General features: G+C 45.0%; 20 protein-coding genes. 4 read left to right on the forward strand and 16 right to left on the reverse strand.

The window, feature by feature from the left end:
* Positions 1-11: 11 nt before the first annotated feature.
* Positions 12-1,946, reverse strand: a complete 1,935-nt coding sequence (locus tag AAA943_RS20420; protein WP_338226231.1) for a DUF3857 domain-containing protein — start codon at positions 1,944-1,946, stop codon at positions 12-14.
* Complete coding sequence (locus tag AAA943_RS20425) at positions 1,943-3,805, reverse strand: transglutaminase-like domain-containing protein (RefSeq protein WP_338226233.1); 1,863 nt, start codon at positions 3,803-3,805, stop codon at positions 1,943-1,945. Before AAA943_RS20425 ends, AAA943_RS20420 begins: the two co-directional genes overlap by 4 nt.
* Positions 3,806-3,998: 193 nt before the next feature.
* Here AAA943_RS20425 and AAA943_RS20430 point away from each other — a divergent pair, with 193 nt between their 5' ends.
* Positions 3,999-4,463, forward strand: a complete 465-nt coding sequence (locus AAA943_RS20430) for a MaoC family dehydratase (RefSeq protein ID WP_338226234.1) — start codon at positions 3,999-4,001, stop codon at positions 4,461-4,463.
* On the opposite strand, the gene AAA943_RS20435 is transcribed toward AAA943_RS20430, so the two are convergent.
* From AAA943_RS20435 to AAA943_RS20460, 6 genes are all read right to left on the reverse strand, one after another.
* On the reverse strand, positions 4,464-5,189 hold the full coding sequence (locus AAA943_RS20435) for a tRNA threonylcarbamoyladenosine dehydratase (protein WP_338226235.1): 726 nt from the start codon (positions 5,187-5,189) through the stop codon (positions 4,464-4,466).
* On the reverse strand, positions 5,186-5,845 hold the full coding sequence (locus AAA943_RS20440) for a TatD family hydrolase (protein WP_338226236.1): 660 nt from the start codon (positions 5,843-5,845) through the stop codon (positions 5,186-5,188). Before AAA943_RS20440 ends, AAA943_RS20435 begins: the two co-directional genes overlap by 4 nt.
* Before the next feature lie 69 nt (positions 5,846-5,914).
* The gene (locus AAA943_RS20445; RefSeq protein ID WP_338226237.1) at positions 5,915-8,350 is read right to left on the reverse strand and encodes a TonB-dependent receptor domain-containing protein; all 2,436 of its coding nucleotides are present in this window, start codon (positions 8,348-8,350) and stop codon (positions 5,915-5,917) included.
* A 202-nt stretch (positions 8,351-8,552) separates the two neighbouring features.
* Positions 8,553-9,158 (reverse strand): superoxide dismutase, encoded by a 606-nt coding sequence (locus AAA943_RS20450; RefSeq protein WP_338226238.1) that lies wholly within the window; start codon positions 9,156-9,158, stop codon positions 8,553-8,555.
* 105 nt (positions 9,159-9,263) lie between these two features.
* Positions 9,264-9,707, reverse strand: coding sequence for a nucleoside deaminase (locus AAA943_RS20455; protein WP_338226239.1), 444 nt, complete (start codon positions 9,705-9,707; stop codon positions 9,264-9,266).
* 12 nt (positions 9,708-9,719) lie between these two features.
* Complete coding sequence (locus AAA943_RS20460; protein ID WP_338226240.1) at positions 9,720-10,850, reverse strand: hypothetical protein; 1,131 nt, start codon at positions 10,848-10,850, stop codon at positions 9,720-9,722.
* A gap of 212 nt (positions 10,851-11,062) precedes the next feature.
* On the opposite strand from AAA943_RS20460, the gene AAA943_RS20465 reads away from it, so the two are divergent.
* The gene (locus tag AAA943_RS20465) at positions 11,063-12,175 is read left to right on the forward strand and encodes a Na/Pi symporter (RefSeq protein WP_338226241.1); all 1,113 of its coding nucleotides are present in this window, start codon (positions 11,063-11,065) and stop codon (positions 12,173-12,175) included.
* Here AAA943_RS20465 and deoC read toward each other — a convergent pair.
* Together deoC and AAA943_RS20475 are read right to left on the reverse strand one after the other, a co-directional pair.
* Positions 12,172-12,837 (reverse strand): deoxyribose-phosphate aldolase, encoded by a 666-nt coding sequence (gene deoC / locus AAA943_RS20470; protein ID WP_338226242.1) that lies wholly within the window; start codon positions 12,835-12,837, stop codon positions 12,172-12,174. The genes AAA943_RS20465 and deoC overlap by 4 nt on opposite strands.
* Positions 12,824-14,041 (reverse strand): NAD(P)-dependent oxidoreductase, encoded by a 1,218-nt coding sequence (locus AAA943_RS20475; RefSeq protein ID WP_338226243.1) that lies wholly within the window; start codon positions 14,039-14,041, stop codon positions 12,824-12,826. Before AAA943_RS20475 ends, deoC begins: the two co-directional genes overlap by 14 nt.
* A 41-nt stretch (positions 14,042-14,082) precedes the next feature.
* Between AAA943_RS20475 and AAA943_RS20480 the strand changes: the two genes are divergently transcribed.
* Complete coding sequence (locus AAA943_RS20480; RefSeq protein ID WP_338226244.1) at positions 14,083-14,661, forward strand: methyltransferase family protein; 579 nt, start codon at positions 14,083-14,085, stop codon at positions 14,659-14,661.
* A 24-nt stretch (positions 14,662-14,685) separates the two neighbouring features.
* Here the strand turns inward: AAA943_RS20480 and AAA943_RS20485 are convergent, their stop codons facing one another.
* Genes AAA943_RS20485 through AAA943_RS20500 form a run of 4 tightly spaced genes read right to left on the reverse strand, consistent with a single transcriptional unit; the run spans position 14,686 to position 17,834 of the window.
* On the reverse strand, positions 14,686-15,237 hold the full coding sequence (locus AAA943_RS20485; RefSeq protein WP_338226245.1) for an FKBP-type peptidyl-prolyl cis-trans isomerase: 552 nt from the start codon (positions 15,235-15,237) through the stop codon (positions 14,686-14,688).
* Positions 15,234-15,806 (reverse strand): FKBP-type peptidyl-prolyl cis-trans isomerase, encoded by a 573-nt coding sequence (locus tag AAA943_RS20490; protein ID WP_338226247.1) that lies wholly within the window; start codon positions 15,804-15,806, stop codon positions 15,234-15,236. Before AAA943_RS20490 ends, AAA943_RS20485 begins: the two co-directional genes overlap by 4 nt.
* Positions 15,807-15,833: 27 nt before the next feature.
* Entirely contained in the window at positions 15,834-16,760 is a 927-nt protein-coding gene (locus AAA943_RS20495; RefSeq protein ID WP_338226248.1) for an FKBP-type peptidyl-prolyl cis-trans isomerase, read from the reverse strand.
* A gap of 39 nt (positions 16,761-16,799) precedes the next feature.
* A complete protein-coding gene (locus AAA943_RS20500; protein ID WP_338226249.1) occupies positions 16,800-17,834 on the reverse strand; it encodes a DHH family phosphoesterase in 1,035 nt (344 codons plus the stop codon).
* A 183-nt stretch (positions 17,835-18,017) separates the two neighbouring features.
* Between AAA943_RS20500 and AAA943_RS20505 the strand changes: the two genes are divergently transcribed.
* Positions 18,018-18,440, forward strand: a complete 423-nt coding sequence (locus tag AAA943_RS20505) for a nucleoside-diphosphate kinase (protein ID WP_338226250.1) — start codon at positions 18,018-18,020, stop codon at positions 18,438-18,440.
* A gap of 234 nt (positions 18,441-18,674) precedes the next feature.
* On the opposite strand, the gene AAA943_RS20510 is transcribed toward AAA943_RS20505, so the two are convergent.
* Together AAA943_RS20510 and AAA943_RS20515 are read right to left on the reverse strand one after the other, a co-directional pair.
* On the reverse strand, positions 18,675-19,493 hold the full coding sequence (locus AAA943_RS20510) for a TPM domain-containing protein (protein ID WP_338226251.1): 819 nt from the start codon (positions 19,491-19,493) through the stop codon (positions 18,675-18,677).
* Positions 19,474-19,908 carry a TPM domain-containing protein gene (locus tag AAA943_RS20515; protein ID WP_338226252.1) on the reverse strand — a complete coding sequence of 145 codons (435 nt, stop codon included), beginning with the start codon at positions 19,906-19,908 and terminating at the stop codon, positions 19,474-19,476. The genes AAA943_RS20510 and AAA943_RS20515 overlap by 20 nt, the downstream gene beginning before the upstream one ends.
* Between the last annotated feature and the right edge of the window lie 4 nt (positions 19,909-19,912).

The raw sequence follows: 19,912 nt of genomic DNA on the forward strand, positions 1-19,912 counted from the left end.
TGATCATAAAATCATGGGCGCACGGTCTTTTTCAAAATCACTGGTGTTTTCAGCTTATTGGCGATACTTTCCATCAGAAACTTCAAATCCACATACTGCTCTGAAGAGATCAAAGGCTGCTTTACCTCGATCTTGGCATTGACCTTGAATAACTGACCGATCTGCTCTGTTTTGAAAGTAAAAATCAATGGCGCACCATCAATGGTCAAAAGCTCATCCGTGGGATAGTCTTCAATCTCGAATCCCTCCGGAATATGAATATTGGCCACAAGAGATTGCTGAAAGGCATAGCCGAAGTCCACAGGAAACACCCGGAAATCCTGGGTAAATGGATTCTTGGAAAAGCTCGAGAACTTGAAAGGATTAAACACCAGCATATCCTGGTCCGCTGCACCTGCTATTGCCAATTGGAATTTGGTGTTGAGGTAGTTTTTCTCCTCAAGAAGATTTTCAACCTCCACATTCCTCAACTCCATTTCCAATTCCTCCATGTCAAACATATCGGTCAGCGGTTTTTCGGCTTTTTTCAGATTGTCCACTTGGTGAAATTGGTCCAAGCCTTCATAATAAGAGCTCCTTACATTGTAATTCATCTGAAGCTCACCACTTTCTGGATCAAGAATCACATCCGAGAAAATCATCTCTGATGAATTGTGTTTGATTTCCAGATTGATCAATTGACTTTGGTTTTTCTTCAGCAATAGTCCACCAGAAACGTGCTTATCCAAATCCACGTAGCCGAATGGGGCCAAGGGATCACTCAAATCCAAAAACTGGGGCTTGCCATCCAAAGTAGCCAGTAGAAGAATCTCATCAAACTGATTGAGGAATGGGTAGGGAACAATAGAACTGCGCCCGTATCCTTTACTTCCGATCAATACCGGCTCACAGGAGATTCCCATGGACTTCAATAGACCCATGTAGGCCAAAATCAGCTCTCCCGGAGTCCCCTGCTTGGATTTCAAAAGCTGAGGGAGCGTTTGATTGGTGTAGATCCAATCCACACCTTCATTGGTAAAATTATCCCGAATATAGTAGTAGGCCTTTCTTGCTTTTTCGGTTTCATTTGCACCGGAAAGATCAATAGAAAGGGCATCCTTTTCGATGGGGTTGGTCCGGTAGAATCCCTTCATGGAATAGTACTCGATCATTTCATTACCTAGCTTTTCCCAAGTGCTGAGGAAGTCCTTCCATTCAGCCCCCGAAGTGGTTGCCGCTACCTGATAGCGATACAACTGAAACTCTACCCGGTCTAAGTAATCGCGGTAATTTTTCATGTAGGGCTCTTCCTTGAGAGAATATAGATTTCTCAGCGTCCAGGAATAGGTCCCGTTATTGGATTCTCTTTCTGCTTTGGTGAAAAAATTAGATCCCTGGCCTATGGTCTTGTATTCCAATTGAGGAATCATAGTCACCTGATATTTGGAATAGAGTGTAGGCATGGCATTTTGAAAGGTCCAGCCATCCAAAAACTCCAGGTTTTTATCAGCCTTTCGAAAGGTGTATTCCAAAATAGATCCAACTTGGGCATCAGGAAAAACGAATCTCTTTTCCCGATATCCGTCACCCAAGTCCACATCGAAGATGTTTTCTTTTCCCAGCTTGGTGATGACCGGCTTGCCATCCACAAAGTTGATAATCTGGGCTTTTTCTCCGTAGATCTCTTCGGTTCCTTTATCTCCCCGATAGTACCTGATTTTGATATCCGCATATTCTTTGCCTGCTTCGGTCAGGATTTTGATTCTGCGAAAGTGGAGGGTCTCAAATATCTGGGAGAAAAACTTGGAGTCAGCCGTAGCCACAAGCATAATGGCTGAAGAACCCGGTTCGTAGGCTACTTCAGTGTAGGCAATCTCTTCGGGAGACAGATCTCCCATTTTTTGACTTTGTGCATTAGCAAATCCCGCTAAAAGGGCCAAAAAAGCAAGGAAAAACAGTTTCTTCATGGGTTAATTATAGTGCTTGGGGAAGGGGTTTTTAAGAACAATAAAGAGTAATCAAAGGTCGAATTGATGCGCTTTACCAGATTCGTTTTTTCTTCAGCTGAAAACTCCTCGGGAAGCCGGACCTGTAGCAAAATGCTAATGGAAAGCCGATCTCTATCCAAACGACTATGAAGGGATGCGGTAAAATGCTCCTCTTTAAGGTCAACTTGGGGAAGTTGGGATTCGGATTGCCAAGGCTCTGGGAGCTGGATTTCGTATTCTTCGGTTTTAAATAGGTTGGAAAAAGCCAGTTGATCTTCGGTGATTTTTCCTAAAAAGGATTTCAGTACATGCCGTTTGGCTGTGCTTTGAACAAATTTGATAATGGCTCCGTCATAAGCCAATTTAGCCTTGGGCAAGGAGTCTTCCTGATGCAAATCAATCTGAAAGTCATTGACCAGAAGTCCTGATACGCCTGAATTTCGATTGAGAAAATCGCGCTGCTGTCGCGTATCCAAATGGAATTTGACATCAGTCAGGGTCACGGCAAAATTTCCCTGGGCAGATACTTCGGACTCAATAGCAGCATTTCCCTGTTGATCAATTTTGATTTTATTTTTGCTGCTCAAGGTATTCCAACTTTCAGTAGTATAGCTTGGCGTTTGGGTCAAATACCCACCCTTTTCTCGGACCACCAATACATGCCTTCCCTTGGTAAACTCTCCCAAATAGCCCGCCGGTAGCGTACTCGAAGTACACTCCAGCCAGATAGGGCCTGTTTCCGAAGGTACTTGAAGGATGACATGATTAAACTGATTGGAGGGAAGGTCTACCTCGATATCATCGGCATTGGATCCTGCATATACCAATGTGTAGTACGACTCAATCCCCACCTCTGCCAGCATGGCTTTCATCAAATTGGTGAGTCCTTTGCAATCCCCAAACTTATTCTGATAGACTTCCGCTGCCAGTTGGGTTTGCCAGCCACCGATGCCGAGTTGGATACTTACATAGCGATAGTTTTTCTGAAGGTACTGATACAAAATCTGGATCTTCTTAAAATCTGAATCTGCATCCTTGACCATTTCCAAGATTTGGGTTTTAAAGGCATCCGGAAGTTTGTCCCTGTTTTTATTGAGTTGGTACTGCCAAGATGCCAAACCGGTCCAATCGCTCATTTCTCCTACCACACCTTCCAGTCCAAACCGAACAGGCGCAAGCAGGAGTCTATGGTCATCTTCTTTTTTGAAGTCTTTGCCCTGGACCTCCAGGTCAGCTACTATCCAAGAGATGGTTTTCAAACCAGCCTCCAAGCTCTCTTTCTTCTCAGCCGTCAGATTTACTTCCTTGTACTTCAACCCCAGCTGATCGGGAAATCCTACAGAAAAAGCTGCCTCTTTGACCTTTTGATTATAATTCGGAATAGGTACCCAAGTTGGAAGGGCAAAGTTGGTTTTGGACTTCATTACATACCTGATTTTCACTTTTACAGGAAAAATCGAGGAGGTAGGTTCGTAAATCTTCAGCCGATTGTCATCGAAAATATTGACTTGAGAAAATTGGGCAACATCCCGAAGATCTTTCAATTTGGTTTTCAGTATCGATTTCTGGGTAATGGGATGGATCATCTCGGCTTCAAAGGCTTCAATACTTCTCAGCTTATCGTAGCCCAACACGACCCGAGCATGGTCAAGTCCCTCTCTTGACAAAATCAAAATCTCCTTAATGACCTCATGACTGACCGAAAAATCAGCTTGGATGGTGACTACTTGGCGTTCTGCCAATTGAGAATAAACAGGAGGGGTAGTTGCAGAAAAGCCTTTAATAGCTCCTACTAAAAAAAGACAGAAAAAGCAGACAAAACCTTGATAATTCAACATCGATAAGGGAAAATTATAGCAAGTATAAATGAAGGTGAACTTATTAAAAATTTTTTAGGTAAAAATTTATAAAAAAATTTTCATGATTCTACGATATTCAAATTCTATTCTTTCAAGGCCGTTTTTGGGTGGATGAATTTTTGCAAAAAAAAACCGATTCCCTATTTTGAGCCCCCAAACCAAAAAACCACCAATGCAACCCATTTCTATCGGAAGTTTTGAAGAATTTGAGCACTATATCGCGCAGGAACTAGGAGCCTCTGACTACTTCAGGATTACTCAGGATCAAATCCAACTTTTTGCCGACGCTACGAACGATCATCAGTGGATTCATTGTGACCCGGAACGAGCCAAGAAAGAAGGAGCATTTGGCAATACCATCGCCCACGGATATCTGACCCTGAGTATAGTCCCCTTCCTCTGGGAGCAAATTGTGCAGGTCAATAACCTGAAAATGATGATCAATTACGGAATCGAAAATTTCCGCTTTGCACAAGCTGTCACTGTTGACAGCGAGGTGAGATTGGTCGCCCGGCTTAAAAATGTGGCCAACCTTCGTGGCACAGTGAAAGCAGAAGTAGAAGTCAAATTGGAGATCAAAGACCAAAAAAAACCTGCTTTCACAGGTCTCTTGATTTTCCTTTACCATTTCAATTGATCAACTGGCCAAGAGGTCATTGACCACGGTAGCAGCACAGGCACAGCCAAAGGCTGCGGGCAGAAAGGACATGGTACCATAGGCAGATTTCTTGAAATTGCTCCCGTCGGTGAGCATCAGGCTTTCCTTGATCACCTCCTCCGAAGAAAAGACGGCTTTGAACCCGCCATAAATCGCGCGCTTTTTCAGGCGCTTTCTCAGCATCTTGGCTAGTTTGCACTGATAGGTATCTGCAAAGTCCACCACTTTGATCTGTGTAGGATCTACTTTGCCTCCTGCACCCATACTGCTGACGAGGCGGAAGCCCCGTTTTCTTGCCCCTTCGATCAGATGCATCTTTGGAGTGAAGCTATCAATGCAATCCACCACGTAATCAAACTCATGGGCTTCCAAAAGAGCAGTCATCTCATGGGGATTTAGAAATTGTCGAATCGACTGAATCTTCATCTTGGGATTGATGGCCTGCAAGCGCTCCTCCATCCATTCCGCTTTGGATTGCCCCACATTCAGCTGAGTCGCCGGCAGCTGCCGGTTGACATTGGAGATATCCACGGTATCTCCGTCGATGATGGTCATTTGCCCTATGCCGGATCTAGCGATAAATTCCGCTGCAAAAGAACCTACTCCACCCAAACCTACCACCAACACATGCTTTTGGGCTAGCCTTTCCAAGCCCTCACGCCCGGTGATTAGCTCTGTTCTACTGAGCCAAGCAAAATCATTCATTGTATTTTTCTACTGCTTATCTGATTCCAATTTGAGATCAACCCCTGAGCGAGCTCCGCCGGAGAACGGCCCAAAATTAGGGAAGCAGCCTGATAAATCTGAGAAATTTCCACATTGGAATTGTCAGTCTCCAAAAACATGCGATCGGTAGGACAGGCTTTTAGCCAAGCTTGGGCATGGCTACCTTCTTTTTCCAAATGGTGCCCAAAGGAGAAAAATACTGGATAATCCAATAGCCGGATAGCCAAATCAGGCTTTAAATTCCATCCGTGCCAAATGATTGACGGGGGATTTTTTTCTTTTTTCAGGTATTCCAGGAGCAAATCGTGCCCTTTGACACAATGCAAAATAACGGGAATACCCAACTCAAAAGCTAGCCTGGTCTGGGCATGAAAAGCTGCTTTCTGTAGCTCCAAATCGGGTCCTTTGATCCGGTCAAAGCCACATTCTCCGATGGCTAGCACGGAAGCGGAATCTTTCACCTGCTTGGAAATATCATCCCATTTTTTCTCCCAAAACTGATCTAAAGTCCAAGGATGTATTCCCAAGGAACGATACCTGCTTTCTTCGGGATTTTCCTCTCCATTGAAGATCGAATGGTCCTTCCCTTTTTGGTGCGTATGAAAATCCCAGAGATTCATCAGGCTAAGCTTCATTTTTTTCCATAAAAAAGCAAAGCCCCTTCCGGAAGAAGAGGCTCTGGTTTTTTGGTCAAAAAAGAGAAATTAATCCAGACGGTTTCTTTCTTCAGAACTGCCTGTGCTGGATTTGACCCGGAAGCTTTCTCCTTTGGCGAAATTGTATCGCAGAGTAAACCGAATTCCCTGATTGCTTCTATACTGTCTGAAGGAGGTATCGATATCCGCAAAGTCGACTGTGGCTTTGATGACCTGAGTGCGGAAAAGGTCCGTTCCATTCACGGAAAGCGACAACTTATCCTTCATCAGGGACTTGGTCACGCCCAAATCCAACCATCCGAATCCTTCAATACTTCCCTGACCCCAAATCTGGGGCCCCAGATACATCGCCATCAACTCCAGCTTGAATCCTTTGGGGAGAGTGAAGTTTTGCTGGGTCCGTACCATGTAGGATACCTGATCTACATCCAGGACATCTTCCCCGATTTGGGACTGAAACTGATTGTAATTCACCTGCACCATGTTGGAGGTATTCCACCATTTTTTGATTTCAAAAGGAAGAATCGCACGGAAGTTGGCATTTCTGGTCTTATCGAAATTATCGGTAAAGGTGGTCGTAGAACGGGATTCCTGATCCTGCTCAAACACCTGCATGAATGCATCCTCAGTCACGCTATAGCCCAAAGTGAACTGGTAGGCTCCTTTTAGGATGTGGTTCATTTCAAAATTGGTAGAATACTGGGGTCTGAGATTAGGATTGCCCTGCTCAGAGGTCAGTGGATCGATGTAGTATACAAAGGGATTGAGCAGACGGTAGTTGGGACGGGTAATTCTCCGGTTGGCATTGTACACGATCTGGTACTTATCGCTCACCTTTTGCTGTAGAAATAAGCTTGGGAATAGATTGAAATAGTTTTGCTTATTCACCTGCTCCAGGGTGACTGAATTGCCTGTGATGTCCGAATATTCCCCTCTCAGACCTGCCTGATAGCTGAATTTTTCATTGAAAGAACCTTTGAGCATGGCATAGGCTGCCAGAACATTTTCATTGTAGATGAATCGGTTGGAATTGGGATCCGGCTCATAAGGACCTTCACCCACAGCACGGCTCAAGTCCAAATCGTTGTCAGATTCCACCCAGCTTCCTTTTACGCCGGTTTCCAGAGTTTTGCCTCCCTTCAGTGGCTTGATGAAATCCACTTTGGCAGTCAGAATGGTGTAAAACATGTCATTGATCGTCAATACCCGGTCCGAGAAGCCTCCCTCAGGATCATTTCCAGCCCAATAACTATTGTCCAAAAGAGAGCTGTTTTCAGAATCCATCAAGGTGAAATCCACGTCGGCCGAAATCTTGGTACCCACTGTATCCAGCTTGGCATCGTAGTGAAGGTTCGTGAAAACCCGGTTTCTTGTTCCTTCGGAGTCATTGAAAGATTCAATGTAGTTGTTGAACTCCTGACCGGGATTGGTCACTACAGTCGTTGATGAGCTGGTATTAATGTCTCTGGAATTCGATGCTTGAAGGTTGATTCCCAAGTTTTGATTTTCATTGATCTCATAGTTGGCAGAGCCTACAAAGGATGGGGTTTTGTACCGGGAAGTGATTCTGGAATCCTGATTGAAGTTGGATACACCCTCTTCCAAGATAAAATTCCTGTTGATATCCAAGTCATTGTAGACTGCATACTCGTTGTAGTTCAGGGTTCCGTTGGTGGACCACTTTCCTTTTTTCACATTGAGTGTAGCACCGGCATTGGGAGCATATTGTCCATTGTATTGGCTTCCTACCATGACATTTCCAAACACGCCATCCACAGTGTTCTTTTTGAGCTGAATATTAATCACTCCGGCGGAGCCTTCCGCATCAAAGCGAGAAGAAGGATTGTTGATCACTTCAATGCTTTTGATATTGTCAGCAGGCATAGACCGGAGAAAGTTGGCCAAATCGGTGGCACTCATGTAGGTCGGGCGATCGTTGATCATCACAGTAGCGCCAGTGCGGCCATTCAGGTTGATATTACCGTCCTGATCTACATATATACCCGGAGATCTTCCTACCACATCCAGCGCATTGGATCCCTCGGCCATCACTGTACCTTCTACATTGACGATAGTTTTGTCGGGTTCGATGATGATTTCTGGTCGGGATGCTTTTACGGTCACCTCATCCAATCCCGTCATTTCATCTTGGATGACCAGTTTGCCAAAGTCCTTGGACATTCCCGGAACCAATTCAAAAGCTTCCGAGGAATAGGTAGCATATCCGATCGAGGAGATGACCAATTTGACTTTGGCTGCTTTCACAGATTCGATGGTGAAGGAACCGTTTTCATCCGATACAGCACCATCCACCAATCCCCCATCCACAGCAATTAGGGCTACATTGGCATAAGGAACGGCTTGACCGGATTGATCCTCAACCTTTCCGGAGATTTTTGAAATCTCTTTGGGTCCGGCGGCCAGATTGCTTATCCCAAGGAGATAGGTCAAAATGGTGAGAAAAATAAAGTTGGTCGTTTTCATTGTTTTGTTGGCTTAGTCTTATGCCACTCTATAGGAAAATGAAATGCCAACAGAAGGAAATCCCCCTAAATGAGCTGAAAAAGCATGTTTCCCCTTTTTCAAGAAAAAAACCTGTCTCATATTCGGACAATATTTTATTCGGTTTAGGACAAAAAAAATCCCGAACCATAAAGTTCGGGATCCTTCTTTTGACGGACAACGCTTATAGCGCTGCCTTGTATCTTCTATCTACTTCTGCCCAATTGATGACATTCCAAAATGCAGAAACGTAGTCAGGTCTTCTGTTTTGGTAATTGAGATAATAAGCATGTTCCCAAACATCAAGACCCAAAATAGGAGTACCCTTGATCTCTGCCACATCCATCAGCGGGTTATCCTGATTAGCCGTACTTACCACTTCCAGCTGTCCGGATGTCGTGACGATCAACCAAGCCCAGCCTGAACCAAACCGAGTAGCTGCTGCCTTATTGAATACTTCCTTAAATGAATCAAAATTGCCGAATTTTGCATTGATGGCACCGGAAAGATCTCCTGTGGGCTCTCCGCCTCCGGTAGGGGAAAGTACTTGCCAAAACAAGCTGTGATTCCAGTGACCACCTCCATTGTTTCTTACTGCCACATTAGAACCGGCCACTTGCATGAGATCTTCCAGGGATTTGCCTTCCAAATCAGTACCAGCAATAGCATTGTTTAGGTTAGTGACATATCCATTGTGGTGCTTGCCATGATGGATTTCCATCGTTTTGGCATCGATGTGCGGCTCAAGCGCGTCAAAAGAATAAGGTAAAGATGGGAGAGTAAAAGCCATTTTATTGAATTTTTGGGTTAAACATTGATTTAAAGTGTCCTAAAATAAGTATTACTCTTTCAACCCCACATTTCACAAAAAGGTTCTTTTCACAAAGAAAAAGCCTTATTCTCTCAGTTTTCGGAAAAAATCAAGAACTAAAGTCTCGGATTCTTCTTTTAGGATACCGGAGAATACTTTGGTTTTTGGATGAAGCATGTGAGAATTGTACTGATGAAAACCTCTCTTGGAATCAGCGGCAGCAAAATAAACTTCCCCCATTTGCGCCCAGAACAATGCACCCGCACACATGGCACAGGGCTCCAAGGTGACATACATTCTGCACTCCGCCAAGTATTTGCTCCCCAGGTAATTGGCCGCTGAGGTGATCGCCAGCATTTCTGCATGCGCAGTGACGTCCTGAAGCTTCTCCGTCTGATTATATCCCCTCCCAATGATTCGATTTTTGGATACCACCACTGCCCCGACCGGAATTTCCCCTTCTTCAAAAGCCATTTTGGCTTGCTTCAGGGCTTCATTCATAAAGTACTCGTGCGTGTATAGCTCCAAACCAGAGGGGAATTAGAATAGATCCATGATTTCTTTTCGTACACCTTCATTGATAATGATGGCTAAAATCAAAGATACAACCAGCCCAAACAGGGCCTTGAACACATCTTTTCTTCCCAACCGAAAGGCTCTGAAAAGCCAAGCTTTTCTCTTGGTGGATTTCCCGTGTTTACCCAGAGCGATGGCCAACTCCCTTCCCGCCAAAAGGCCGATAAATACCCAAGTGGTGCTCATGGGCACTTTGCTGTACATTTTGAAGTAGACAAGAATGACGGAGTAGACCAAATCCACTATAGTCGCCGCGCGTACATCTGTCACATTGGACTTTTCATTGACAATATCCTGGATTTTATCCCCTTTGAGGTAAAAAAGAAACCCTAAGCCAAAGAAGATAAAGCCAGTGTAGACCAAAAACTCATACAAATTGAGCTGACGGGGCAAAAACACTGCGATATTGGCGGCATCCTGCATAATCCAAACTGCCCAAAGCAGACCTGAGGTGATCCACTGCAAATAGATCCAGTAGGGAGCTGGCTTTCCTTTTAGGTAGTTTTTGACAAATCGCTCCAAAACAAACCAAACCATAATGGCCAAAACAAAGGCCAAGAGATAGCCCAAGAAACTTTTGGTCATCACGTCTACGATCGTTCCCGCCTTGTAGGTGAAGACATTGAGTAAAAGGAAAGTGGTAGAAACCGGCATTCTAAACCGGGTCATAATCAACAGAACGATAGGGGCAGCCAACTGAAGAAAAACAAAGCTTTCAGGAGCTTTTTCCAGACCAGGCACACTCAATCGCTCATAACTCACATCACCACCATAAGTCATCCAGCTGTAAGTGACCGTACCCACGAAAATCAGTCCCATAAACAGCCATAACAGGTACCATGGACGCTGACTGTTGGATGCTATGAAGGTACCGATGGTCTGAATACTGTCATTGGCAATAGCAGAATAAGCGGCAAGAGCAAAACCAAACCACATGGCCGCATAGTGGTAGGGAGTAATCAGACCTGCGATAGAGATTAAAATACATACCGTAATCAGAAAGGGGCGCTCACTTTTGGTGAAATCAAACAGGGCATAGGCTGTTTTGGAAAGCTTGTCCTGATTGATATTCTGATCTAATTTTTTCTGCTTCATAGCCGGGTGGCTTAATTTTCGCGCCAAATTACTGAAGATAATCCTGAGGTCATGTTAACAAATTGTTAACTAGCCAAAAAACCTTCTTTATCAACCCTAGTTTAGCTGGTTATTCTGAAAAAATATTCAACTTTTGCTCAATAATTGATTAAAAATTCTGCTCATCACATCCCTACACAGGGTAATCCAAAAATTAATTCATTGTCTAGGGAATGGAAAGTGAGGAACTAAGTAAATCCAATGTCTCAAAAAACCTAAAAAACTACATTCAGGTAGGGCTTGGCCTTCTGCTTTTTATTTTTTCCATTGACTTGCTCACCGTAGCCATGGGAGCGATCAATGACACGGTGGCCAATGAGATTCTCCTCGCTACACGCAATCCCTTCATCAGCTTGTTTATCGGTCTTTTGGTTACTGCCTTGATTCAGAGCAGTTCTACTGTGACCGCAAGTATTGTAGCCATTGTGGCCTCGGGAAATATGACCCTTCAGCAGGCGGTTCCCATGGTTTTGGGAGCCAATATCGGTACCACACTTACCTCGACTTTAGTCTCTTTTTCCTTTATCATGAAGAAAAAGGAGTTTCGGAGAGCCCTCTCCGCAGGGATTCTCCACGATTTGTTCAATATCCTGAGTGTGATTATTCTTCTGCCTTTGGAAATCTATTTCGGTTTCCTCAGCAAAATCGCGGTGCAGATTGCCTCATTATTTGCCACAGACGATGCCTTTGAAGGGCCCATTGTGTACAATAAGATTTTCACTCGACCACTGACCCAATGGATCACAGATCATATCAGCATTCCCTTTGTGACCATGATCTTGGCAGTTTTCTTGGTCTTCGGTGGGATCAAAGTTCTGTCCTCCACGATGTACAAGACCTTTGTCCTGGATAATTTTAATCGGATCAATGATCTCATTTTCAAAAAATCAGGGCTTTCTTTCATTTACGGCACTTTTTTTACCGCACTAGTCCAGTCCAGTACGGTGACCACTTCTCTTGTGGTACCGCTTGTGGCCAATCGAAAAGTAAGTTTGGCTAAGTCTTTCCCATTTATCGTCGGAGCCAATCTGGGGACCACAATTACGGCAGTAATTGCCTCGGTCTACAAAACAGAAGCAGCGATCGCCTTAGCCATTGTCCATATTTTGTTTAATGGATTTGGTGCGCTGATCTTTTTGCCTTTCCCCAGACTCAGAAACATCCCGGTACAAATCGCCCGATTTATGGGGAAAAGTGCGGTAAAAAATCGGGTTATCGGATTTGCCTACATCCTGCTTACCTTCTTTATCATCCCATTTTTGCTGATTTTCTTCAGCAGAGACTAGCTTTCCCGAGCCCTTACTTCCTTCATCAGACCCAAAGCTGAACTGGTCCCTATTCGATCTGCACCTGCTGCTATCAATTCCAAAGCGAAATCGAGCGTTTTGATCCCTCCACTGGCTTTGATCCCCACTCCTGATCCCAAGGTGCTTCTCATCAGCTTGATATCTTCGGTCTTTGCTCCAGTTGGCGCATATCCAGTGGATGTCTTCACGTAATCTGCTCCGGCATCCTGACAGATCAAACATGCTTCACGAATCTGCTCAGGAGAAAGGTAAGCCGTCTCAATGATCACTTTGAGTATTCGCTCTTCTTCGTGACAGATTTTGGCGATCTGGGAAATTTCAATCTTCGGCCAATTCATCCCGGAATGAAATGCTGTCTGTGACCAAACCAAATCCAATTCATCCGCTCCCTGACGAATCGCTTCCTGAGTTTGGGCCAACTTGCTGGCTGTATCTTCAAATCCAAAAGGAAAACCAATGACAGTCACCAACTGAATATCCTCCTGCTGAAGTTCTCTTTTTACTTTTTTGACCCAAAAAGAAGGAACACATACCCCGACAAACTGCTCCTGAATGGCATCGCGGACCAAAACATCCACATCCGATCCGGTCATGGTCGGCTTAAGAAGGGTAGACTCTAAAAAGCGGTTAAGATTCTTCATTGAACTCACGGACATAATCACTCAAATACATAAACTCCAAAGTCAAATCCCCATCTCGGGCTACGGTGGCACGTTCCAAAATGCCTGAATTTTCTTCAAACAGAGCGGGAATCACCCATTGAGAAAGCTGACGCCCAAACTCCGCACTGGCCTCCCGGGGAAGCTCGCAGGGAAGATTGTCAATGGCCATCACGGAAATACTGGTCTGACTTCCAAAAGCGGGAATCTCCAGGCCGGAATCTCTTTCTACGTCATAAACCGGCGATTGAATAGTAGAGGCCCGCAAAGTAGTAGGGATCGAGCCCCCGATATCACAGGTGATATCCGCGATCACCGAAAGGGCAAAATCCGGGCTTTGGATATCCTCCAAGCGGAAAAGCCTGGGAGCACCCTTGGCCCAATAGGCAGCGGCAATGAGCAACTCACCTGCCTCTGCGAATTTCTGAAAATGACTTTCGTATTTCTCAGGATGGGCATAAAACTCCTCCCTATCGTATCCTCCGTCGGATTTTCTACGGTTGTAATCCGATGAACCCAATACCACGTAAACCGGCTCTTCGAAATAGTGGTGGAGAAATTCCTGCGTAGTCACCCGCCGAAGACCCAGAGAATCCAAAACCTCCTTGACCCCGCTTCCCACTCTTCCGGAGCCTGTGACCACGATCTTGATGGGAGGTAGCTGCACTTTGCGAAGCTCCTGATGCATTTCTTCCAAATCCCGGAGACTTCGCGCTCTTCTGATTTCATACAAGGCGGTCTTCTGTCCGTAGGTCCAAAACGCATTGTAGGCACCGACTATGCCTGCCCATCGGCCAAATGCCACCACCCGCTTTCCCTCTTCATCCTTGAGCACCTCATAATCGATGAGACGGATGTTTTTCTTCAAAACAGCCTGTAAAAGCGGGCGATTGTAGACTTGCTCCTTGATGGTATGGGAAAAGAAAAAATAGGTCTTTTCGGGAATCAATTGACTGACCGGCACTTCCTTGACACCAAATAGAATCTCCGCTTCGGAAATGTCCTCCACCACAGCAATCCCCGCTTCCTGATATTCCTGATCGCTGAAACAACGATTGGGGCTGGACTCAACCAAAAATTCCAGCTGATCTCCAAACTTGGCTTTGAGCTGGCTTAGCTGCTCCGGAGTAAAGGGCGTTCGGTCGTCGGGTGGATTTTTTCCTTCGCGGATTATTCCGATTTTCATACTTTGGGTAAAAGTCTAGGATTAGAATTAACAATTTTCGAATGGTGCCCTACCTTCTGATGGCCTTAAGCTGGGCTGCATTTTATACGATTCATTCTGCACTTGCTGCGTCCAAGTTAAAAAGAATTTTAAAGGCGAAGTGGCCAAACTTTTACAAAAACTACCGACTCCTTTACTCTTTGCTTTCTTTGGTTTTGTTTTTTCTTCTTTTAGTTCAGGCCTCTCTTTTGCCTCCGCTACTTCTTTTTCCTCCCATCCAAATCCTCAGCCATTTGGGCTACTTGGTCGCCACCCTGGGAGTGATTGTGCTGCTGAGATCGATACGGGAGATATCAGTGAGAAAATTTCTGATCGAATCCGAACCTAAAACTAATGACCTGATTATCCAAGGTATCTATTCCAAAGTCAGGCACCCCCTCTACTTGGGACTATTACTGATTTTTGGGGGCTATTTTATGGTTTCCGGTACTTTGGGGGCAGGGATTCACTTGGCATGCCTGATGGTGTATTTGCCCTTTGGGATTTATTTTGAAGAGCAAAATCTGTTGGAATTTTTTGGTGACGCTTATCGGGAGTATCAAAGAAAGGTCCCTGCTTTTTTTCCACGACTGTTTAAATGAAAAAAGGCCCGAAGGCCTTTTTTATTAATCTATTCCTAAGAAATCAAAATCGAAAACCAAAATGGCATTCGCAGGAATTCTTTCTCCTACTGCCTGATCTCGATAGGCCCAAGGCGAAGGCAAAATCATTTGTCCCTTAGTCCCAGGCCTTATACGACTAAATCCTATATCAAACCCGGGCCTTACTTGGCCTGTATTCAATACAAAACGAAAGGTCACATAATCTCTGGATTCAGAAAATATTCCATTTTCACGGGCAATATCTTCATCAGTCGTATCGAATACTGTTCCATCAGTCATCAGGTATCCAGTATATTCGGTATAAACTACAGAATTGGTCACAGGCCGGGTTCCTACACCATCTTCTTGAACAATGATGACAACCCCAGAAGGATCATGAATTCTGTAAATACTGTCTATCCTTGCTGTATCCAAAAAGGAATCTATTTTTTCCCTGTCTATAGCCAGATTTCCTGCCGCATCATAGATCGGCCCTGTGACAAAAGGATTATTCGGCTCACAGGAAGCCAAATAAGCTAGGACAGAAAAGAAAAAGAGATTTCGGAATAATTTCATGGATTCAGGTGGTTAAGGCCCTCTTTTACTTGGACCAGTTCCAAATCAAACACTAAAGGAGAGTTGGGTGGTATGCCGGGCCTGGACTCGGATCCATAGCCCAGTCTGGAGGGGAAGATAACGGTTGCTTTTTCTCCTGGCCTCATCAAAGCCAAAGCGAATTCCACACCGGGTATAGCTCCAAATCTGGGGTCATTCATCACTATTTGAATGGGCTCATAAGTGTCGCTTTCCCGATATATATTATTGTCCCGGGCCACTTGCTCAATGGAAGTTCCAAAAACGGAATTAGACAACAATTTGCCGGTATAATTGAATCGGACGGTGTCAGCTACCAAAATAGTCTCGTTGTAGGTAGGATCCACTGACACTTCCCAAAACAGGTAAAATCCACTAAACTGATCTGTATATTCTTTAGCAGATGGAAGCGGATTCTCCAACAAATACTTTTCGATCGCCTCCTTGTCCCTTTCCAAAAGCACTTCTTGGGTCTGATCAGGATCCACGCAAGATAGGGCTGCGAAAGAGCCAATAAGGACAGTAAAAAGGGCTTTAAGTCTTGGATTCATAGATATTGGTTTAGTTATTTTTTGGCTTTATTTCTGAACGTCGACCACTTCTACGTCAAAAATCAAAATGGAGTTTCCGGGAATCATGGCACCTGCACCTGCTTCACCATAAGCTAGAGGAGAAGGGATCAGGAATTTGCCCTTGGATCCTTTTTTCAATAGCATCAAACCTTCGTCCCAACCTGGGATGACTTGGCCCATGCCTACATTGACAGGAAGTGGCTCATAAGGACGGCCTTCATTGAAAACATTGTTGGCTTTGGCGATTTCTTCCCAAGAGGTATCAAACAAAGTACCGTCCAATAGGTAACCCGCATAGTTCACATACATAGTAGTACCCGGAGTCACAGCATCGCCTGTTCCCTCTTGCTCGATCACGTAGTAGAGTCCGTTTTCAGTCTTTTGTGCATTCAGGCCCTTCTCAGCTGCATAAGCCTCGATCGTAGCTGCTTGCTCTACCATCAGGGATTTAGCTCTCTCGGCACTTTTAGCCTGCTCAGCCATCATCACCTCTTCGTAGTAGGATTGCATTTCTGCTTCCGTCTTAACGGCAAAAGCGCCCAACTTTACAGTCAACTGATCTTCTCCCTGAAGAAATGCAGGGAAATTACCGCTGAAGATGATGTTGGCAGTAGATTGAAAAGTGATGGAGTCACCTTGTTTAAGATTGAGAAAAATCTCATCCATGCCATTTTGAGCAGGGAGGGAATCATTTGCCATCAGATAACCTGGGAAAGGCTGATCCAAGGTGCTGTAGATGACCGAATCCTCGGCATTGGTGATGACCAAGTTGTAAAGGATAAAGTCACCGTTGGAAGCTTTATCGGAACCCTCCTTCACGTAGGTGTACTCGATTCCGTCTTTTTCAGTGACTTGAGTTTTCTTGCAGGAGGTAAGCGTACCCAGACCGATTACGAGGGTCAGGACTGCCAAAAGGCTGTTTTTGGTTTTCATAAATTTTAAGTGAATTTTCAATTTTCTATTGTTTTCCGATTACTCGGCGCTGATGCCTTCGGTTTGGAAAAGCTGCTCCTGACATTTCTCGACGAGTCGTTCAAAAACCTCGACGGTCTCTTTCAGGCTAAGCATTGACTTTCCTCCCGCGGCGTTTTTATGTCCACCTCCTTCGAAGTAAGACGCAGCAAACTTGTTGACCGCTACTTCAGGACTGGATCGGAAGGAAATTTTTATTCCGTCCTCCCGCTCTGAGAAAAGTGCAGCCAGCTTAATGCCGTCCAAAGATAGAGCATAATTGACCAGTCCCTCTGTGTCACCGGTCTGACTTTGATATTTTTTAAGATCTTTTTTGCTGATGACAAAATAGGCCGTGTGAATGTCTTCCCTGACCACCAGCCTTCGGGTGATCGCAAACCCGATAAATTTCAGTCGATTGACCGAATTGGAGTCATAGATCAAATTGGAAATCTGAGAGGGATCTGCCCCCAAATCAATCAGCTCTGCCACGACGAGATGGACGTTTTTGGTGGTATTGGGATGGCGAAATCCTCCAGTATCGGTCATGATTCCTGCATAAAGGCAGGAAGCGATGCCCGCATCGATGAGATTTTTGTCCCCCAGCTTCACGATCAGTTCATAGACCAGCTCGCAGGTAGCAGCTGCCTTTGTACTCCAGAATCTGAAGTCGGCAAAGTCCTCCGGGTCCTGATGATGATCGATGTTGACAATAAACGCCTTGGATTTGCGGATCATCTCTCCGAGTTCATTGACCCGGTTGAGGACCGAAAAGTCCAGACAGAAAATCACATCTGCTTCATTCAGCTTTTCGGTGGCAAGTTCCTTGTCTCCGTCTTTGGAGAAATCCAAAACCCAATCGTTGCCCTGCATCCAATAGAGAAAGGAGGGATAGTCGGAAGGGGTCACCACCGTCACTTCATGGCCTTTTTTCAACAGGTAGTTGGCAAGACCCAAAGAAGAACCCAAAGCATCGGCATCGGGCTTGACGTGGGTGGTAATGAATATTTTTTTGGGTGAAGAAAGTTCTCTTTGAAATGTAGCTAAAGCTTCCATTAGAATCTGTTCAGCAGCACATTGGCTCTAGTAGCCTGCAAAGGTCAGTAATTTTTTCAGAAATGCCAAAGTGTGAATCTCTCTGAAAATAAGCGAAATAGCAGAGATTCCTGGAGGGTGTAGCCGAAATTGAAAGGAAAACCTCTATTTTTGCGACCGATTTAAACCAATAGATACAATCCCATGGCAGGAAACAGAACATTCACCATGATCAAGCCGGACGCTTTTGAGGCTGGCAATTCAGGTGCAATTTTGAAAATGATCGAAGAGGGAGGTTTCAAAATCGTAGCCATGAAGGCCACGAGACTGACTCCTAAATTGGCGGGTAAGTTTTACGAAGTCCACAAAGAAAGACCTTTCTACAAAGATCTTTGTGCGTACATGTCTTCCGGACCTATCATCGCAGCTATCCTGGAGAAGGAAAATGCAGTGGAAGATTTCCGTTCCCTGATCGGAGCTACCAATCCTGCAAACGCTGCAGAAGGTACTATCCGTAAGATTTTCGCCAAATCCATTGAAGCCAATGCAGTCCACGGATCTGATTCTGACGAAAATGCTGCTATTGAAGGAAATTTCTACTTCTCCCAGCTGGAGCGAGTGATCTGATTTTTTCAAAAGCTGAAAATCAAAAAAGCGCCGAGGGGCGCTTTTTTTTATGGTATCTCTTAAAATAATCTGAACATCTGCTTTTAAACGAGTTAGAAATAAACAGGGATCAAATTAGCTTGGAGGCTCAGAATCAGGAATCTTCGGTCTTCCTTCTTCCGACTTCCGTCCCTAATAGTCCTTGTGGAATTAGAACTGGAACTTTTGTAGATGTTGATAATAAGAACCCGAACTCTACCAGCTTCCTCCTGCACCTCCGCCTCCGAAGGAACCTCCTCCGAAACCGCCGAAGCCACCTCCGCCTCCACCAAAACCACCTCCGAAAGAACCTTTCCCTCCGGAAAAATCTCCCCATTTACCCCGTGATGAGCCTTTCAGCATATTGGCCAGCATGATGGTAGTCCAGAGATCCACTCCTCCGCCTCGACCTCCCATGTGATTGTCGTTGTCATTTTTGTTTTTGATCAGGGGCAAGATGACAAACAGCACAATGAAAAGCAGCAGCAAAAAAACCGCCCCCCCATGATTGCCATCGGAGACTACTTCTTCTGCCTGATATTCACCTGAGGCCAGCTTGATGATCATATCCGTAGCTTGGTCCAAGCCCTGATAATAGGCCTCCATCTTGAAATTAGGCACAATCAGATTGGATACGATCCGCTTGGCCAAAGCATCAGGTACCGCTCCTTCCATTCCATATCCCGTGGCGATAAAGACCTTTCGGTCATCCATCGCCGCCAAGATCAGGATACCGTTGTCATTCTTTGCTCCTCCTATCCCCCATTTCTCAGCCAGCTGAAAGGAGTAATCCGAAATGTCATAGTCTCCCACCGAGCGGATCATCACGATAGCAATCTGAGTGGAGGTACTGTCATTGTAGGCCACCAGTTTTTGCTCGAGCTGATTGACTTCCTGAGCACTTAGCGTAGACGTGAAGTCATTGACCAGTCGGGGAGGATTGGGCACGGCAGGGAAATCCTGAGCGAGATTGACTCCCCAAGTGATGAATAGAATAAAGAAAAGAAAGGGGTATTTACCCAAAGGAAATGTCATCCGATAATTCGTTTTTGTCGGTGTCGGGATTGTAAGGGAAGTGCTTGCTGAGCTGTAAGCCAGCCTGTTCTATACCTGCGATAAGACCTTGGGTAAACTGCCCTTGACGAAAGTGCTGAGCCATAAGATCTTTGGATTTTTCCCAAAAATCCGGCTCCACCCGGCTATTGATGCCCGCATCACCAAGAATGGCAAACTTGTGGTCAACTACAGCAAGGTAGAACAGGACCCCGTTTCTTTCTTGGGTTTGGTACATTTTCAGGGTTTCAAACACCTCGGCAGCCCGGTCCAGCACGTCATCTTTGCAGTGATTTTCGATATGTACCTGAATCTCCCCTGAGGTCTGCATTTCGGCAGCCTGAATGGCTCCGATAATCATTTGCCGGTCCTCCTGAGAAAATAATTTTTCAGCCATGACG

Origin of the sequence: Algoriphagus confluentis (genome assembly GCF_036245625.1) — a bacterium.
Classification (GTDB): Bacteria; Bacteroidota; Bacteroidia; order Cytophagales; family Cyclobacteriaceae; genus Algoriphagus; species Algoriphagus confluentis.

Bases quoted from the DNA above. Each gene is read 5' to 3' on its own strand.
- AAA943_RS20420 (WP_338226231.1), bottom strand. From the start codon at position 1,946: ATGAAGAAACTGTTTTTCCTTGCTTTTTTGGCCCTTTTAGCGGGATTT.
- AAA943_RS20425 (WP_338226233.1), bottom strand. From the start codon at position 3,805: ATGTTGAATTATCAAGGTTTTGTCTGCTTTTTCTGTCTTTTTTTAGTA.
- AAA943_RS20430 (WP_338226234.1), top strand. From the start codon at position 3,999: ATGCAACCCATTTCTATCGGAAGTTTTGAAGAATTTGAGCACTATATC.
- AAA943_RS20435 (WP_338226235.1), bottom strand. From the start codon at position 5,189: ATGAATGATTTTGCTTGGCTCAGTAGAACAGAGCTAATCACCGGGCGT.
- AAA943_RS20440 (WP_338226236.1), bottom strand. From the start codon at position 5,845: ATGAAGCTTAGCCTGATGAATCTCTGGGATTTTCATACGCACCAAAAA.
- AAA943_RS20445 (WP_338226237.1), bottom strand. From the start codon at position 8,350: ATGAAAACGACCAACTTTATTTTTCTCACCATTTTGACCTATCTCCTT.
- AAA943_RS20450 (WP_338226238.1), bottom strand. From the start codon at position 9,158: ATGGCTTTTACTCTCCCATCTTTACCTTATTCTTTTGACGCGCTTGAG.
- AAA943_RS20460 (WP_338226240.1), bottom strand. From the start codon at position 10,850: ATGAAGCAGAAAAAATTAGATCAGAATATCAATCAGGACAAGCTTTCC.
- AAA943_RS20465 (WP_338226241.1), top strand. From the start codon at position 11,063: ATGGAAAGTGAGGAACTAAGTAAATCCAATGTCTCAAAAAACCTAAAA.
- deoC (WP_338226242.1), bottom strand. From the start codon at position 12,837: ATGAAGAATCTTAACCGCTTTTTAGAGTCTACCCTTCTTAAGCCGACC.
- AAA943_RS20475 (WP_338226243.1), bottom strand. From the start codon at position 14,041: ATGAAAATCGGAATAATCCGCGAAGGAAAAAATCCACCCGACGACCGA.
- AAA943_RS20480 (WP_338226244.1), top strand. From the start codon at position 14,083: ATGGTGCCCTACCTTCTGATGGCCTTAAGCTGGGCTGCATTTTATACG.
- AAA943_RS20485 (WP_338226245.1), bottom strand. From the start codon at position 15,237: ATGAAATTATTCCGAAATCTCTTTTTCTTTTCTGTCCTAGCTTATTTG.
- AAA943_RS20490 (WP_338226247.1), bottom strand. From the start codon at position 15,806: ATGAATCCAAGACTTAAAGCCCTTTTTACTGTCCTTATTGGCTCTTTC.
- AAA943_RS20495 (WP_338226248.1), bottom strand. From the start codon at position 16,760: ATGAAAACCAAAAACAGCCTTTTGGCAGTCCTGACCCTCGTAATCGGT.
- AAA943_RS20500 (WP_338226249.1), bottom strand. From the start codon at position 17,834: ATGGAAGCTTTAGCTACATTTCAAAGAGAACTTTCTTCACCCAAAAAA.
- AAA943_RS20505 (WP_338226250.1), top strand. From the start codon at position 18,018: ATGGCAGGAAACAGAACATTCACCATGATCAAGCCGGACGCTTTTGAG.
- AAA943_RS20510 (WP_338226251.1), bottom strand. From the start codon at position 19,493: ATGACATTTCCTTTGGGTAAATACCCCTTTCTTTTCTTTATTCTATTC.
- AAA943_RS20515 (WP_338226252.1), bottom strand. From the start codon at position 19,908: ATGGCTGAAAAATTATTTTCTCAGGAGGACCGGCAAATGATTATCGGA.